The organism is Streptomyces sp. NPDC059832, assembly GCF_042731715.1.
GTDB lineage: Bacteria > Actinomycetota > Actinomycetes > Streptomycetales > Streptomycetaceae > Streptomyces.
Map to the genome: position 1 here is coordinate 1 of NZ_JBHWIY010000005.1, position 14,862 is coordinate 14,862.

Sequence of the window (14,862 nt, forward strand, 5' to 3'; positions counted from 1 at the left end):
AAACGCCCGGTTACATTCCGAACCCGGAAGCTAAGCCTTTCAGCGCCGATGGTACTGCAGGGGGGACCCTGTGGGAGAGTAGGACGCCGCCGAACAATCTTTCAAGGACCCTTGGTCCCAGCGTTCACGCTGGGACCAAGGGTCCTTTTGTTTTTGCCGAAGCGCGTCGGATGTCCGGCTGCGCCAGAATGTCTTGTAGTACCCGATGAAGGAGTCACGCCGATGTCCACCAACTCTCCCGACGATCGTTCGGAGCGCGAGCCGCGTCGCCGGGACGGTGGTGACCGAGGCGGCTTCAGCGGCCGTCGCGATGACCGCTCCGGCGGACCGCGCAGGGACAACGACCGCGGTGGCTACCGGCGTGACGACAGCCGGCCCACGGGTGGAAGCGGTGGCGGTGGCTTCCGCCGCGACGACCGCGACCGTGACCGGGGACCGCGTCGCGACGACAACCGTGGTGGCGGCGGTTCCGGCGGCGGCTTCCGGCGCGACGACAACCGCGCTGGCGGTGGCTATCGGCGTGACGACAACCGTGGTGGCGGTTCCGGTGGTGGCTTCCGCCGCGACGACCGCGACCGCGACCGTGGGCCGCGTCGTGATGACGATCGTGGTGGGCGTCCTTCGGGTGGGTTCGAGCGGCGTGATGACCGGCCGCGTGGCCCCCGTCGTGACGACGACAGCCGCAGCGGCGGTGGGTTCCGTCGCGATGACAGCCGTGGTGGCGGTTCCGGTGGTGGGTTCCGTCGGGACGACAGTCGTGGTGGCGGTTCCGGTGGTGGGTTCCGTCGGGACGACAGCCGTGGTGGCGGTTCCGGTGGTGGGTTCCGTCGGGACGACCGGGACCGTGATCGGGACCGTGGGCCGCGTCGGGACGATGAGCGTGGTGGGCTCCGTGGGCCGCGTCGTGATGACGATCGTGGTGGGCGTCCTTCGGGCGGGTTCGAGCGGCGTGATGACCGGCCGCGTGGCCCCCGTCGTGACGACGACAGCCGCAGCGGCGGTGGGTTCCGTCGCGATGACAGCCGCGGTGGCGGTTCCGGCGGCGGCTTCCGGCGCGACGACAACCGTGGCGGTGGGTACCGCGGGCAGCGGGACGACCGTGGTGGCCGGGGTGGCTACCGCGGGCGCGACGACCGTGGTGGGTACGAGCGGCGGGACGACCGGGACCGTGAGCCCATCAAGCGGCTTCCGATTCCCGAGGATGTCACCGGTGACGAGATCGACAAGGATGTGCGGCAGGAGCTGATGAGCCTGCCGAAGACCCTGGCCGAGGATGTCTCGCGCAACCTCGTCATGGTGGCCCGGCTGATCGACGAGGACCCGGAGCAGGCGTACGCGTATTCGCGGATCGCGCTCCGGCTGGCCTCGCGGGTCGCTGCGGTGCGTGAGGCTGCCGGGTTTGCCGCGTACGCCACACAGAAGTACTCGGAGGCGCTGGCGGAGTTCCGGGCCGCCAAGCGGATGACCGGGTCCGTGGAGCTGTGGCCCGTCATGGCCGACTGCGAGCGCGGGCTCGGGCGGCCCGAGCGGGCGATGGCCATGGCCGGCGAGCCCGAGGTGCAGAAGCTCGACAAGGCCGGGCAGGTCGAGATGCGTCTGGTGGCTGCCGGGGCCCGTCGGGACATGGGGCAGCTCGATGCGGCCATCGTCACGCTGCAGAGCTCCGAGCTCGCCTCGAACGCCGTGCACCCGTGGACGGCCCGACTGCGCTACGCGTACGCCGACGCACTGTTGGCGGCCGGGCGTGAGGACGAGGCGCGTGAGTGGTTCGGGAAGGCGCTGGAGGCCGACAAGGACGGCTCCACCGATGCGTCCGACCGGCTGGCCGAGATGGACGGTGTCGAGTTCGTCGATGCCCTCGACGAGGACGAGGACGGGGACGACAACCGCACGGACGGGGACGAGGACCAGGACAAGGACCGTACGCCCGAGGCGTAAGGCGTGAAGAAGGGCGGCACCCCACCCGGGGTGCCGCCCTTTCTGCTGCCTGCGGGTCAGTCGAGGTCGAGGCTTCGCAGGACCAGGCCGGTGGCCGGCTTGGGGCCGAAGGAGGTCGACTTGCGGGGCATGGTGACGCCCTGCCGGGCGAGGTCCCGGACGACTTCCTCGCGTACCGGATGCATCAGGACCGCCGTCGCGTTGTGACGCTCGGCCTGTTCGACGGCGGCTGCGGTGTCGTGGATGTACGCGATGTGTTCCGGGGCGTCCGGGATCTTCCAGACGTGGTCGAGCAGGGCCGCGTGCAGGACCGTCGCGTCGAGGGTCTGCCAGGCGGTCGGGCGGTCGGCGGGGATCGTGCGGGACAGCAGTCCGGGGTCGGGGCGGTCGATGAGATGGAAGCCGCCGTCGCCGGCGAGCAGGAACGCGTTGCCCTCGGCGGCCGCCTCGGCGAGTGCGTCCAGGGCCCGGGGAAGCGGCTCGTCCAGGTCGCGGATGCGGAAGAGGCCCTTCACCGCGGCGAGTGCGTCGGCGGCCGGGAGACGGTGCAGCAGCCGGTGTATGGCGCGGACCCGGAGCGGATACCGGGCCGTGTCGACGAGGAGGACCAGGCCGAAGTCCCAGGGGCCCGGAGTGGTGTGCTCCTGCTGGAGGCGGAGGTAGGTGGCCCAGCGGTGGTGGCCGTCGGCGATCAGGGCCTGGTGGTGGGCGAGATCGGTCTCGATCTCGGCCCGGTCGGCCGGGTCGGTGACCGCCCAGAGCCGGTGACGGTAGCCGTCCTCGGTGGTGGTGGCGAGCAGCGGTGGGCGCTCCGTGGTCCGCTCGATGACGGCGGTCGCTCCCGGGCCGTCGCCGTCGCCGTCGCTGCGGTAGGTGAGCAGCAGCGGTTCGAAGTGGGCGGCGGTGGTGCGCATCAGGTCGGCCCGGTCCTCGACGACATGGGCCATCACGTCCTCGTGCGGCAGGACGATGCCGTCCCCGGGGGCGGAGAGCGCCAGGGCCCCGACGATCCCACGTTGCAGGATCTCGGCGTTGCGCTGCTCGTAGACGTACAGAGCGGGCTCGCTGTCCGGTGCGAGGACGCCCTCGGCCAGCCAGCGGTTCAGGGTCTGCGCCGCCTGCTCGTGGCGGGCCGCGGCCGTGTCCGCCTGGGGCAGTATCAGCCGGACGATGTTGTACGGGTCCGCCGACTCCAGGTGGTGCAGTCCGTCGGGCCGCACGACGACGTCGTACGGCGGTGAGGTCACCGCGGCAAGACTGCCGACCCGCTCGGGGACGTATCGCAGTCCACGGAACGGGATCAGACGCAGTCCCTGGCCGGCCCGGCCTGATGTCTTCATTTCTGCATCGTATGTGCGCGGCCGGGATGCGCGATGATCGGGACAGAAGCATGCAACGAGGAGCGCAAAGAATGAGTCAGGCGAGCAGGACCAGGCCCAGCGGCAGCAGCACCGCGTTGAACGAGGCGTACGACACGGCGCTGCTCGATCTCGACGGGGTGGTGTACGCGGGCGGCCACGCGATCGTCCACGCCGTCGACGCGCTGGGGGCGGCGCGGGACGGCGGGATGCACCTGGCGTACGTGACCAACAACGCCCTGCGGACGCCGGCCGCGGTGGCCGGGCACCTGACCGAACTCGGCGTTCCGGCGGAGCCCGCCGATGTGATCACCTCGGCGCAGGCGGTCGCCCGGCTGATGGCCGACCAGCTGCCCGCCGGGGCCCGGGTGCTGGTGGTGGGCGGCGAGGGGCTGCGGGTCGCGCTGCGGGAGCGCGGTCTGGTGCCGGTGGAATCGGCGGACGACGAGCCGGTGGCGGTGGCTCAGGGATACGGCGGACCCGACATGGCCTGGGGGCGGTTCGCCGAGGCCGCGTACGCGATCGCGCGCGGGGTGCCGTGGTTCGCGTCCAACACGGATCTGACGATTCCGAGTGCCCGGGGAATCGCACCGGGGAACGGTGCGGCGGTGGAAGTCGTCCGGATTGCCACCGGGGCCGAGCCGCAGGTCGCCGGGAAGCCGTTGCCGCCGATGCACCGGGAGACGGTGCTGCGGACCGGGGCCGAGCGTCCGCTGGTGGTCGGTGACCGGCTGGACACGGACATCGAGGGCGCGTTCAACGGCGGCGTGGACTCCCTGCTGGTGCTCACCGGGGTGACGGACGCGGCGCAGCTGGTGGCCGCCGTGCCGAAGCACCGGCCGACGTATGTGGACGCGGATCTGCGGGGGCTGCTGACCGGGCAGCCCGAGGTGGCCGAGAGCGGCGACGGCTTCGTGTGCGGGGGCTGGGCGGCTTCGGTGCGCGGGGGCGAGCTGGCGCTGGAGGGGGACGGGGGCGTACTCGACGGGCTGCGGGCGCTCTGCGGAGCGGCCTGGTCGTACGCCGGGGACGGTTCGTGCGGGCTGGACGCCGGCAAGGCGGTCGTCAGGCTGGGGCTGTAGCGGGGAGGCTCCCGGCAGTCACCGCAAAAAGGAGGGTAGGCTAACCTAACTTCGTCCTGCTCGGCGTGTCGTCGTCCCGCACCCGATCACCTCCGACTCCGGGAGTACGACCATGCAGCGCCTCACCGCGGACTCGGTGACCCTCGGCTACGACCGGCGGGTCATCGCGGAGAATCTCTCGGTCGAGATTCCCGACAATTCGTTCACGGTGATCGTCGGCCCCAACGCCTGTGGCAAGTCGACCCTGTTGCGCGCGCTCTCGCGGATGCTGAAGCCGGACAGCGGGCGGGTGCTCCTGGACGGGCAGACGATCCACGGGATGCCGGCGAAGAAGGTCGCCAGGACGCTGGGGCTGCTGCCGCAGTCCTCCATCGCGCCGGACGGCATCACCGTCGCCGACCTCGTCGGGCGCGGCCGGTACCCGCACCAGGGGCTGCTGCGCCAGTGGTCGCCGGACGACGAACGCATTGTCGAGGAATCGATGGCGGCGACCGGAGTCGGTGCGCTCGCCGATCGGTATGTCGACGAATTGTCCGGCGGACAGCGGCAGCGTGTCTGGATCGCCATGGCGCTCGCCCAGCAGACGCCGCTGTTGCTGCTCGACGAGCCGACGACGTACCTCGACATCCAGCACCAGATCGACGTGCTCGATCTCTGCGCGGAGCTGCACGAGACGCAGGGGCGCACCCTGGTGGCCGTCCTGCACGATCTGAACCACGCCGCGCGGTACGCCACCCACCTCATCGCGATGCGGGAGGGCGAGGTGATCGCCGAGGGGGCACCGGGCGAGGTCGTCACCGCGGAACTGGTGGAGCGGGTCTTCGGGCTGCGCTGCCAGGTCATCGACGATCCGGAGACCGGGACCCCGCTGGTGGTACCGGCCGCGCGCAAGCCGCGCGGCGACGGGGCGGGCGCGCGGGGCAAGGCGTCCGCCGGGGCGTCCGCCGGGGCGTCGGCCGGGGGCTGACGCGGCGCTCGGCGCAAGGCCGGTCCGTCGCGCCTACAGCAGCGACCTGAGTCTCAGCAGGTCGCGGAAGCCGGCCTCCAGGCGGACCCGGCCCGAACCCCATGCCTTGGCGAAATTCAGGTCGCCGTCCACCATGGCCACCAGGTCGTCGCCGGTCATCGCGAGCCGGATCTCGGCCTTCTCGCTGGGCGGTCCCTCGACCGTGTCCAGGACCTGGATCCGGCCATCGGTCAGCCGGCCGGTGAAGGTGATGTCGAGGTCCTTGATGTGGCAGCTCAGCGAGCGGTCGAGGGCAGCCGCGCTGCGCACGTCGCCGCCGGCCCCCGCGAGGCTGTCGGAAAGTCTGTCGAGTGCGCTGCGGCACTCCGCCATGGTCGCCATTGTGATCGACGGTACCGCAGCCCTTCGCGGTAGCGTTTCCCGCATGAGCGACTCGATGCCGGAACCGGGGACGGCAGCCGGAACAGTGCCCGGGAGCGGGGCGGAGGACCCGTCCGGCGGGGGTGCGGCCCCGGCCGCCGGGGCCCCGCCCGACCCCGCCGCGCCCGCGCCCCTCGGCGTCGCACGCACCCCCACCGGCAACGCCGGGGTGGACGCGGAGCTGGAGCGTCTCGCCGATGCGGACCACCTCCCGGCGGACGGACACATCGAGGTGTATGAGGATGTACACCGCGGGCTGCGCGAAACGCTGACCGCGCTGGACGCCAGGCCCGCACCCGCACCGGTACCCGCACCGATGCCCCCGCACAACAACAGGAGCTGAACCGAACGTGGCAAGAGTGGCACGTCGCCGCCTCGACGCCGAGCTGGTCCACCGCAAGCTCGCACGCTCGCGCGAGCACGCGAGTCAGCTGATCGCCGCAGGGCGGGTGACCGTCGGCGGGAACACCGCGACCAAACCCGCCACCCAGGTCGAGACCAGCGCCGCCGTCGTCGTGACGGAGGACGACAGCGACCCCGGGTACGTCTCGCGCGGCGGGCACAAGCTCGCGGGCGCCCTTGCCGCCTTCGTGCCGCTCGGGCTGGAGGTCGAGGGCCGGCGGGCCCTGGACGCCGGGGCGTCGACCGGTGGCTTCACCGATGTGCTCCTGCGGGCCGGCGCCGGTCATGTCGTCGCCGTCGACGTCGGCTACGGCCAGCTCGCCTGGTCGCTCCGGTCCGATGAGCGCGTCACCGTCAAGGACCGTACCAACGTACGGGAGCTGACGCTGGAGGCGATCGACGGACAGCCGGTGGACCTGGTGGTCGGCGACCTGTCGTTCATCCCGCTGGGCCTGGTCCTGCCCGCCCTGGCGCGCTGCACCGCCCCCGACGCGGATCTGGTCCTCATGGTCAAGCCGCAGTTCGAGGTCGGCAAGGAGCGGCTGGGCAGCGGCGGTGTGGTGCGCAGCCCCGAGCTGCGGGCCGAAGCGGTACGGGAGGTGGCGCGCCGGGCCTGGGCGCTGGGGCTCGGGGTACGGGGGGTGACGGCGAGCCCGCTGCCGGGGCCCGCGGGAAATGTCGAGTACTTTCTCTGGCTGCGGGCAGGAGCACCTGAGCTGGATCCCGCAGATGTCGACCGTGCAGTGGCGGAGGGGCCTCGTTGACGACGAATGCGGCACGAACTGTCTTTCTTCTGGCACACACCGGCCGTCCGGCCGCGATCCGCAGTGCCGAACTGGTCGTACAGGGGTTGCTGCGCAGCGGCCTCGGCGTCCGGGTGCTGGCCACCGAGGCGGCCGATCTGCCGCTGCCGCCGTCCGTCGAGACGGTCACGGACACCACGCCCAAGGCCGTGGACGGCTGTGAACTGCTGATCGTGCTCGGCGGGGACGGGACGCTGCTGCGCGGCGCCGAGTTCTCCCGCGCCTCCGGGGTGCCGATGCTCGGCGTCAACCTCGGCCGGGTCGGTTTTCTCGCCGAGGCCGAACGGGACGACCTGGACAAGGTCGTCGACCGGGTCGTCACCCGGGCCTACCAGGTCGAGGAACGCATGACGCTCGACGTCCTCGTGCACAGCAACGGCGACATCGTCCACACCGACTGGGCGCTCAACGAAGCGGCCGTGCAGAAGGTGTCGCCCGAGCGGATGCTGGAGGTCGTCCTGGAGATCGACGGCCGTCCCGTGACCGGCTTCGGCTGCGACGGGATCGTCTGCGCGACCCCGACCGGATCGACCGCCTACGCCTTCTCGGCGGGCGGTCCCGTCGTCTGGCCCGAGGTCGAGGCGCTGCTGATGGTGCCGATCAGCGCCCACGCGCTGTTCGCCAAACCGCTGGTGACCTCCCCGACGTCCGTGCTCGCCGTCGAGGTCCAGCAGCACACCCCGCACGGGGTGCTGTGGTGCGACGGGCGCAGGACCGTGGAACTGCCCGCGGGAGCCCGGGTCGAGGTGCGGCGCGGCGCGGTGCCCGTACGGCTGGCGCGGCTGCACCACGCCTCGTTCACGGACCGGCTGGTCGCGAAATTCGCCCTGCCCGTCTCGGGGTGGCGGGGCGCACCGCACTGACCGGCGGACATTCCCCCGGAGGTGTTGCGAATGCTGTGCGCATACCCGGGAGAGTGGCCCCGGGGGCGGGGTCCGTCGCACATCGGGGTCAGGACCTCGTAAGGTCGTGTCCGTGTTGGAGGAGATGCGGATACGGTCGCTCGGAGTCATCGACGACGCGGTGGTGGAGCTGTCACCCGGTTTCACCGCGGTGACGGGTGAGACCGGCGCGGGCAAGACCATGGTCGTCACCAGCCTCGGGCTGCTGCTCGGCGGGCGCGCCGACCCCGCCCTGGTACGGATCGGGTCCAAGGCCGCCGTCGTCGAGGGGCGGATCACGGTGTCCGACGGCGACACCGTCGCCCTGCGGGCGGAGGAGGCCGGGGCCGAGATCGAGGACGGCGCGCTGCTGATCAGCCGTACCGTCTCCGCGGAGGGGCGCTCCCGGGCGCATCTCGGCGGCCGGTCCGTGCCCGTCGGGGTGCTCGCCGAACTCGCCGACGAACTCGTCGCCGTGCACGGCCAGACCGACCAGCAGGGGCTGCTCAAGCCCGCCCGGCAGCGGCAGGCGCTCGACCGCTACGCGGGCGACGGCGTCGCCGTGCCGCACGCCGAGTACGCGACGGCCCACCGGCGGCTGCGGGCCGTCGTCACCGAGCTCGACGAGCTGACGACGCGGGCCCGTGAACGCGCCCAGGAAGCCGATCTGCTGCGCTTCGGGCTGGGCGAGATCGCCGCGGTCGAACCCCTGGCCGGTGAGGACGCCGACCTCGCCGCCGAGGCCGAGCGGCTCGGTCACGCGGAGGCGCTGGCCTCCGCCGCGGCCCTCGCGCACACCGCGCTCGCGGGCAATCCGGAGGACCCTGAGGGCGTCGACGCGACGACCGTGGTGGCGGCCGCCGGACGGTCCCTGGACGCCGTGCGCGCCCACGATCCGGCACTGGCGGCGCTCGCCGACCGGATCGGCGAGATCTCGATCCTGCTCTCCGACGTGGCGGGCGAACTGGCCGGGTACGCCGACCAGTTGGACGCCGACCCGCTGCGGCTCGCCGCGGTGGAGGAGCGGCGCGCCGCGCTCACCGCGCTCACCCGGAAGTACGGCGAGAACATCGGCGCCGTGCTCGCCTGGGCCCAGGAGGGCGCCGCCCGGCTCACCGAGCTGGAGGGCGACGACGACCGGATCGGCGAGCTGACGGTCGAACGCGACGCGCTGCGGGCCGAACTCTCCGTCCTCGGCCAGGCGTTGACCGACGCGCGCAACCGGGCGGCCGCGCTCTTCGCCGAAGCGGTGACCGCGGAGCTGGCCTCGCTGGCCATGCCGCACGCGCGGGTCTCCTTCGACATCCGGCAGACCGAGGCGGCCGACGAGGCGTCCGGCATCGAGATCGACGGGCGGAGCGTGGTCTACGGGCCGTCCGGCGCCGACGAGGTCGAGCTGCTGCTGGCCCCGCACCCCGGCGCCCAGCCGCGGCCGATCGCCAAGGGGGCCTCGGGCGGTGAGCTGTCCCGGGTGATGCTCGCCGTCGAGGTGGTCTTCGCGGGCGCCGACCCCGTACCCACGTACCTCTTCGACGAGGTCGACGCGGGCGTCGGCGGCAAGGCCGCGGTCGAGGTCGGGCGGCGGCTCGCGAAGCTCGCCAGGTCCGCCCAGGTCGTCGTCGTCACACACCTGCCGCAGGTGGCGGCCTTCGCGGACCGGCAGCTGCTGGTCGAGAAGACCGTCGACGGGTCGGTGACCAGCAGTGGGGTCACGGTCCTGGAGGGTGAGGACCGGGTGCGGGAGCTGTCCCGGATGCTCGCGGGCCAGGAGGACTCCCGGACGGCACGGGCCCACGCGGAGGAACTGCTGGCTGCGGCGCGGTCGGACGGGTAGCGGGCGCGGGCTCCGGCCCGGCCACGGGAACGGCCCGCCGGGCGGCCCCGGCGGGCCGCTGCGTAGCCTGGCGCGCATGGGAGCAGCATTGCGCAGGTCCGTGATGTCCGGTGCCGTCGCCGCCGCCGTCGCGGGAGGTGTGTACCGGGCGCTGCGGGCCAGGCCGCGCCCCGACCGGCAGCGCACCAACTATGCGGGCCGTACCGTCGATCTGTACGCGGGTCCGGCCGCCGTCCTCGGTACCGCGGCCGGAGCGGTCGTCCTCCCGCTGCCGGCCCGTACCCGGTGCGCCGCCACGCTCGCCGTACTGGCGGCCGGCGGCTGCGGCGCGTACGACGACCTCGTCGGTGCGGACGATCCCCGCCGCGGGTTCCGGGCCCATCTGGGTGCGCTGCGGGACGGCGAGGTGACCAGCGGCGCGGTGAAGCTTCTCGGGATCGGGGCCGCCGGGCTCGCGGCCGGCACGCTGCTCAAGGAGCGGCCCGTCGACCGGGTGCTCGCCGCGGTCGTGATCGCCGGAACCGCCCATCTCGTCAATCTGACGGACGTGCGGCCCGCGGTGGCCGCCGCCACCGTGCTGGCCCTCGGCGCCCCCGGCCTGCCGCAGGGCGGGCTCGCCGCCGCGCCGATGGGTGCCGTGGCCGCGCTCGTCGCCGACGACCTGGGGGAGCGGACCATGCTCGGGGACACCGGGGTCCATGCCCTGGGGGCCGCACTCGGTGTCGCGATCGTCGCGGGCCGCGGCCGGGCCGGACTCGTCGCGCATGCCGCCGCACTGGTCGCGGCGGCGGTGTACGGGGACCGGATCAGCCGACTGGCCCGGGTGCTGTCGGAGCGCTGACGGAGGAAGCCGCGGGGTCGGGCCGGACAACAACGCGCCGGTTCCTCACCCGTGCGAGTGGTAGGCCGTGTCCGGTTGTTGCTGTACGGGCCGCAACGACGGCCCGACTGTGCCGGAACGTGCGTACGGACTGGCATCCTTGACGGTGCAATCACCGCCGACTCGGGAACCCCGGGAGCCATTCAACGTGTCACAGTTGCGTACGGTCCAAGTCCTGGGCGGCGGCAGCGCGGGCAGCAGTGCCCACGTCGGCTCGCTGGCCGCGGGACTGGTGGCGAGAGGCGTGCACGTCACCGTCTGCGCCCCGGCAGAACTGGACCACGCCTACGACTACTCCGGCACGGGCGCCCGTTTCGCGCCCGTGCCGCGGCGCAGCGATCCGGCCTCCGTCGCCGCCCTGCGCACCGCCTGCCTGACGGCGGACGTCGTCCACGCGCACGGATCGCACGCCGCCGTGCGCGCCGCCCTCGCGCTCGGCGGCCGGCGCGTTCCGCTGGTCGTCACCTGGCACGCCCGCGCCCACGCCGAAGGGGCCCGCAGCCGGCTGATCCGGCTGATGGAGCGAAGGGCCGCCCGTGCGGCGGCAGTTGTGCTCGGCACCACATCGGACCTGGTCGACCGGGCGCGGCGCCGAGGAGCGCGCGACGCGCGACTCGCGCCGGTCTCCGCCCCCGTGCCCCGCCTGCCCGCCGCCGCCCACGCGGGCAAGGCGCGGGCCGAACTGGGGCTGGTGGAACGGCCGTTGATCATCTCCTGCGGGAGCCTCGTACCGCATCACGGATACGGCACACTGCTCGACGCCTCGCGGCTGTGGCGGGACCTCGACCCGGCACCGCTCCTGCTCCTCGTGGGCGAGGGGCGGGAGCGGTCCGCCCTGCAGCGCCGGATCAGGAACGAGGAACTGCCCGTCCGGCTCGTCGGGAGCCGCGACGACCGCGCCGAACTGCTCGCCGCGGCGGATCTGGCCGTGCTGTCCAGCAGTTGGGAGGCGCGTTCGGTACTGGCCCAGGAAGCGTTGCGGCTCGGCGTCCCGCTGGTCGCCACCGCGGTCGGCGGGGTGCCCGAACTCGTGGGGGACGCGGCGGAACTCGTGCCGAACGGGAACGCGGAGGCGCTCGCGCGGGTGGTGGCCCGGCTGCTCGGGGATCCGCGGCGGCGCGAGGAAATGGCGGCCGCCGGGCTCGCGCAGGCCGAGAGTTGGCCGACCGAGGACGACACGATCGCCCAAGTGCTCAGTGTGTACGACGAATTGACCCAGCCGTTGGCGGCACGGATGCGGTGAACCGCTCGACCGGGAAACCCCTCAGGAGGTGTGGCGGCGGGCCCGGAGAGCCAGGCTCAGCGCCAGCACCGCCTGGGGGTCATCCAGGTCGGTGCCGAGCAGTTCGCCGATCCGGGCCAGCCGGTTGTACAGCGTCTGACGGTTCAGATGCAGCTCCCGCGCCGTCTCCGCCTTGCGGCCCGCGTGGGCCAGATACGTCTCCAGCGTCGGCAGCAGCACCGGGCGCGAGGTGCGGTCGTGATCGCGCAGCGGGCCGATCGCCCGGTCCACGAACGCCGCCAGGTCCGGGTGGTCCCGCAGCCGCCACAGCAGCAGGTCGATGTCGAGCCGCCGGGCGTCGTACCAGGGGCGGTCGCTGAGACCGTGCGCGGCCGTCGCCGTCTCGGCGGCGTGCCGCAGCCCCGCGCCGGCCGTCGCCCAGCCGCCCGCCACGCCCACCACCACGACCGGCGGATGCGATCCGGCCCGCTCCAGCCCGGCCCGCTCCACACCGGCCCGCAGCGCCGCCGCGACCCGGTCCGCGACCGCCGTGCGCTCCGTCTCGGACCGCAGTCCGAGGAGCACCGGTACCCGGCCCTCCACGGGCCGCACGCCCAGCAGCACCGGCACACCCACCGACGAGAGCTCCTCCAGCACCGCGCGCGCCAGCAACGCCCAGTTCCCGGACACCGAAAGCTCGGGGGCCAGCCGCATCACGACCGGCAGCAGCGGCATGTCGGCCGGCTTGAAGCCCAGCACGCGGGCCTGCGCGGGCGCGTCCTCCGGCGCGATCCGGCCCTCGGCGAGATCGGTCAGGAAGTCGCCCCGGCCACGGGCCGCGAGCTCCTCCTCCTGGCGGGCCTGCATCAGCACGACGGCGAGAATCCCCGCCGCCCGCTCCGCCGCCATCCGGTGCACGGTGACCAGCGGCCCGGACACGGCCAGCAGCACCAGCCTGGCCCGTACCGAACCGGTGCCGGGTCCGCCGCCCGGCACATCCACCAGCACCGAACCGGTGGGCGGTGTCTCACGGGCCGCCCGGTCGCCGCGCATCCCGTCCCACACCTGGAGCGGATCGGCGGAGACCGGGCCGGATCCGGGGCCCGCCGCGTACAGCAGCTGGCCGTCCGCCGTCTCCAGGAAGACCGGGTTGGCCGTGAAGTCCGCCAGGATGCCGAGCACCTGGGGCACCCCGCCGCCGCCGAGGAGCGCCTCCGTGCAGCGTCGGTGCACGTCCTCGGCCTGCCGCAGCAGCGCGTAGTGACCGTTGACGATCTCGGTGTGGATCTCCTCGGTCACCGTCACGAACGGCACCTCGCGGTGCAGCTGCACCAGTGGCAGACCCGCGGTGCGGGCGGCGTCCACTATCGACGCCGGCAGCCTGCTGAAGCGCGGGCCGAGCTCCACCACCAGGGCGGCGATCTGGCGGTCGGCGAGCCTGCGGACGAAGGCGCGCTGCTCGGCGGGGCGGGTGCCGAGCCCGAGACCGGTGGTGAGCAGCAGTTCACCGCCCTTGAGCAGCGAGGCGATGTTGGGAACCTCGCCCGCGTGCACCCATCGCACCGTACGGTTCAGCCGGTCCGCGCCGGCCACCACCTCCGGGAGCCCGCCGCGCAGCCCCGGCAGCTCCAGGGCTCGCTGCACGGTGATTCCGCCTTGGGTCTCCACTGGCTCTGGCCTCGCGCTTCACTCGGGTCGGACGGGCGATCACCCTGATTCAGGAAGGTACCGGCCCCGGGCGCCCGAGGCGTCGTCGGGGGAGCCGACGGGGGGAGCCCGCGCCCCGGGGAGGCGGCGCCGGTCAGGGCCGCTCGACGGTCCGGGGACCTCGAAGGGCTGTTGACACGGGACGAGCGCCGCTGCGATCTTGTGGACGCCGCGCGGCCGGGGCCGAGCGGCCCTCACATCCGGACCCGGACCAGGAGCAGCCGTGGGCGACGACGTACCGACGTACGCAAGCAGTCAGGAGCCTCCCGGCCCGCTGGTCGGGGCCGACTGGCTGGCGCGGCGGCTCGGCCGGCCGGGACTGTCGGTCCTCGACGCCTCGGTCGGCGCGCACCGGGGCATCGAGCGGCGGATCCCCGGAGCGCGGGCCTTCGACATCGACGGGGCGCTGTCCGACCACTCCGGACCGCTGCCGCACACGATGCCCGACGCGGGCCGGTTCACCGATGAGCTGCGCTCTCTCGGCGTGAACGACTCCGACACCGTCGTCGTGTACGACGGCGCGGGCATCTACTCCAGCGCGCGGGCCTGGTGGATGCTGCGGGCGATGGGCTTCGACCGGGTCGCGGTGCTCGACGGCGGCCTGCCCGCCTGGGCCGGCGCCGGGCTGCCGCTGGAGAACGCCCGGCCCGCGCCCGCCGCGACACCCGGTGACTTCACCGCTCGGCCGCGCGCGGGGATGTTCGTCGGCAGCGAGGAGGTGGCGGCGGCCCTGGCCGACCCCGCCGCGGCGGTCCTCGACGCCCGTGCCCGGGACCGGTTCACCGGAGCCGTCGCCGAACCCCGGCCGGGGCTGCGCGGCGGACATATGCCGGGGGCGGTCAACCTGCCCTTCGGCGAGATCCAGCGCGACGGGCGGATGCGCCCGGCGGATGAGCTGCGCGCCGTGTTCGCCGCTCTCGCGGGCGAGCGCGGGCGACTGGTCCTCAGCTGCGGATCGGGTGTCACCGCGTGCGTCCTGGCGCTGGGGGCCGAGCTGGCGGGGTACCGCGGGCAGGCCGTGTACGACGGGTCCTGGAGCGAGTGGGGGCTGCCGTCGGAGCTGCCCGTCGTGACCGGGGCGTAGGTCCCGCAGCCGACCGGACGGTCGCCTGCCTGGGTGCGCCGGGGCATCCCCAGGCGCGCGGACTGTACTACGGCGTCGGGTTCCGGGAGCCCACGCGGGACGTGCCGCTCATCAAATCCGGGACCGCGGGCTGAGGACCGGTCGTCCGGCCGGCCGTCGGCCGGACCCCGGCCGCCACTCGGGTGGCGGGGGGGGGGGGGGGGGGGGGGGGGGGGGGGAAAAACCAGCGGAGGGGGACGAGACACCGGCTCGGCAGACCACAGCCCCCCCCCCTTACTGGGACG

14 protein-coding genes and 1 rRNA gene are annotated in these 14,862 nt (G+C 73.6%); 12 read left to right on the plus strand and 3 right to left on the minus strand.

The features are described from left to right. The 3 genes from rrf to ACFV8T_RS10200 all read left to right on the plus strand — a co-directional run. Positions 1 to 95 (plus strand): 5S ribosomal RNA (gene rrf / locus ACFV8T_RS10190); the annotation flags it as partial. Positions 96 to 361: 266 nt separating this feature from the next. Then, the gene (locus ACFV8T_RS10195; RefSeq protein WP_385326265.1) at positions 362 to 1,246 is read left to right on the plus strand and encodes a hypothetical protein; all 885 of its coding nucleotides are present in this window, start codon (positions 362 to 364) and stop codon (positions 1,244 to 1,246) included. Beyond that, positions 1,246 to 1,938: a tetratricopeptide repeat protein gene (locus tag ACFV8T_RS10200; RefSeq protein ID WP_385326267.1), complete on the plus strand. Its 693-nt coding sequence runs from the start codon at positions 1,246 to 1,248 to the stop codon at positions 1,936 to 1,938. The genes ACFV8T_RS10195 and ACFV8T_RS10200 overlap by 1 nt, the downstream gene beginning before the upstream one ends. A gap of 56 nt (positions 1,939 to 1,994) precedes the next feature. Here the strand turns inward: ACFV8T_RS10200 and ACFV8T_RS10205 are convergent, their stop codons facing one another. Beyond that, the gene (locus ACFV8T_RS10205; RefSeq protein WP_385326268.1) at positions 1,995 to 3,278 is read right to left on the minus strand and encodes a DUF1015 domain-containing protein; all 1,284 of its coding nucleotides are present in this window, start codon (positions 3,276 to 3,278) and stop codon (positions 1,995 to 1,997) included. Positions 3,279 to 3,349: 71 nt separating this feature from the next. Between ACFV8T_RS10205 and ACFV8T_RS10210 the strand changes: the two genes are divergently transcribed. Then, on the plus strand, positions 3,350 to 4,378 hold the full coding sequence (locus tag ACFV8T_RS10210; protein WP_385326270.1) for an HAD hydrolase-like protein: 1,029 nt from the start codon (positions 3,350 to 3,352) through the stop codon (positions 4,376 to 4,378). A gap of 112 nt (positions 4,379 to 4,490) precedes the next feature. Next, complete coding sequence (locus ACFV8T_RS10215) at positions 4,491 to 5,345, plus strand: ABC transporter ATP-binding protein (RefSeq protein WP_385326272.1); 855 nt, start codon at positions 4,491 to 4,493, stop codon at positions 5,343 to 5,345. A gap of 33 nt (positions 5,346 to 5,378) precedes the next feature. On the opposite strand, the gene ACFV8T_RS10220 is transcribed toward ACFV8T_RS10215, so the two are convergent. Beyond that, on the minus strand, positions 5,379 to 5,726 hold the full coding sequence (locus tag ACFV8T_RS10220) for an SCP2 sterol-binding domain-containing protein (RefSeq protein WP_385326273.1): 348 nt from the start codon (positions 5,724 to 5,726) through the stop codon (positions 5,379 to 5,381). A gap of 43 nt (positions 5,727 to 5,769) precedes the next feature. Here ACFV8T_RS10220 and ACFV8T_RS10225 point away from each other — a divergent pair, with 43 nt between their 5' ends. From ACFV8T_RS10225 to ACFV8T_RS10250, 6 genes are all read left to right on the plus strand, one after another. Then, complete coding sequence (locus ACFV8T_RS10225) at positions 5,770 to 6,108, plus strand: hypothetical protein (RefSeq protein WP_385326274.1); 339 nt, start codon at positions 5,770 to 5,772, stop codon at positions 6,106 to 6,108. Between the two features lie 7 nt (positions 6,109 to 6,115). Beyond that, positions 6,116 to 6,931, plus strand: a complete 816-nt coding sequence (locus ACFV8T_RS10230) for a TlyA family RNA methyltransferase (RefSeq protein WP_385326276.1) — start codon at positions 6,116 to 6,118, stop codon at positions 6,929 to 6,931. Then, positions 6,928 to 7,833 carry an NAD kinase gene (locus ACFV8T_RS10235; protein WP_072484231.1) on the plus strand — a complete coding sequence of 302 codons (906 nt, stop codon included), beginning with the start codon at positions 6,928 to 6,930 and terminating at the stop codon, positions 7,831 to 7,833. Before ACFV8T_RS10230 ends, ACFV8T_RS10235 begins: the two co-directional genes overlap by 4 nt. Positions 7,834 to 7,957: 124 nt before the next feature. Beyond that, entirely contained in the window at positions 7,958 to 9,685 is a 1,728-nt protein-coding gene (recN, locus tag ACFV8T_RS10240) for a DNA repair protein RecN (RefSeq protein ID WP_385326797.1), read from the plus strand. A gap of 76 nt (positions 9,686 to 9,761) precedes the next feature. Continuing rightward, complete coding sequence (locus ACFV8T_RS10245) at positions 9,762 to 10,526, plus strand: hypothetical protein (RefSeq protein WP_385326278.1); 765 nt, start codon at positions 9,762 to 9,764, stop codon at positions 10,524 to 10,526. Between the two features lie 187 nt (positions 10,527 to 10,713). Next, positions 10,714 to 11,808 carry a glycosyltransferase family 4 protein gene (locus ACFV8T_RS10250; RefSeq protein WP_385326279.1) on the plus strand — a complete coding sequence of 365 codons (1,095 nt, stop codon included), beginning with the start codon at positions 10,714 to 10,716 and terminating at the stop codon, positions 11,806 to 11,808. 21 nt (positions 11,809 to 11,829) lie between these two features. On the opposite strand, the gene ACFV8T_RS10255 is transcribed toward ACFV8T_RS10250, so the two are convergent. Then, positions 11,830 to 13,455 carry a PucR family transcriptional regulator gene (locus tag ACFV8T_RS10255; protein WP_385326280.1) on the minus strand — a complete coding sequence of 542 codons (1,626 nt, stop codon included), beginning with the start codon at positions 13,453 to 13,455 and terminating at the stop codon, positions 11,830 to 11,832. A gap of 262 nt (positions 13,456 to 13,717) precedes the next feature. On the opposite strand from ACFV8T_RS10255, the gene ACFV8T_RS10260 reads away from it, so the two are divergent. Beyond that, positions 13,718 to 14,578 carry a sulfurtransferase gene (locus tag ACFV8T_RS10260; RefSeq protein ID WP_385326282.1) on the plus strand — a complete coding sequence of 287 codons (861 nt, stop codon included), beginning with the start codon at positions 13,718 to 13,720 and terminating at the stop codon, positions 14,576 to 14,578. The last annotated feature ends 284 nt before the right edge of the window (positions 14,579 to 14,862 follow it).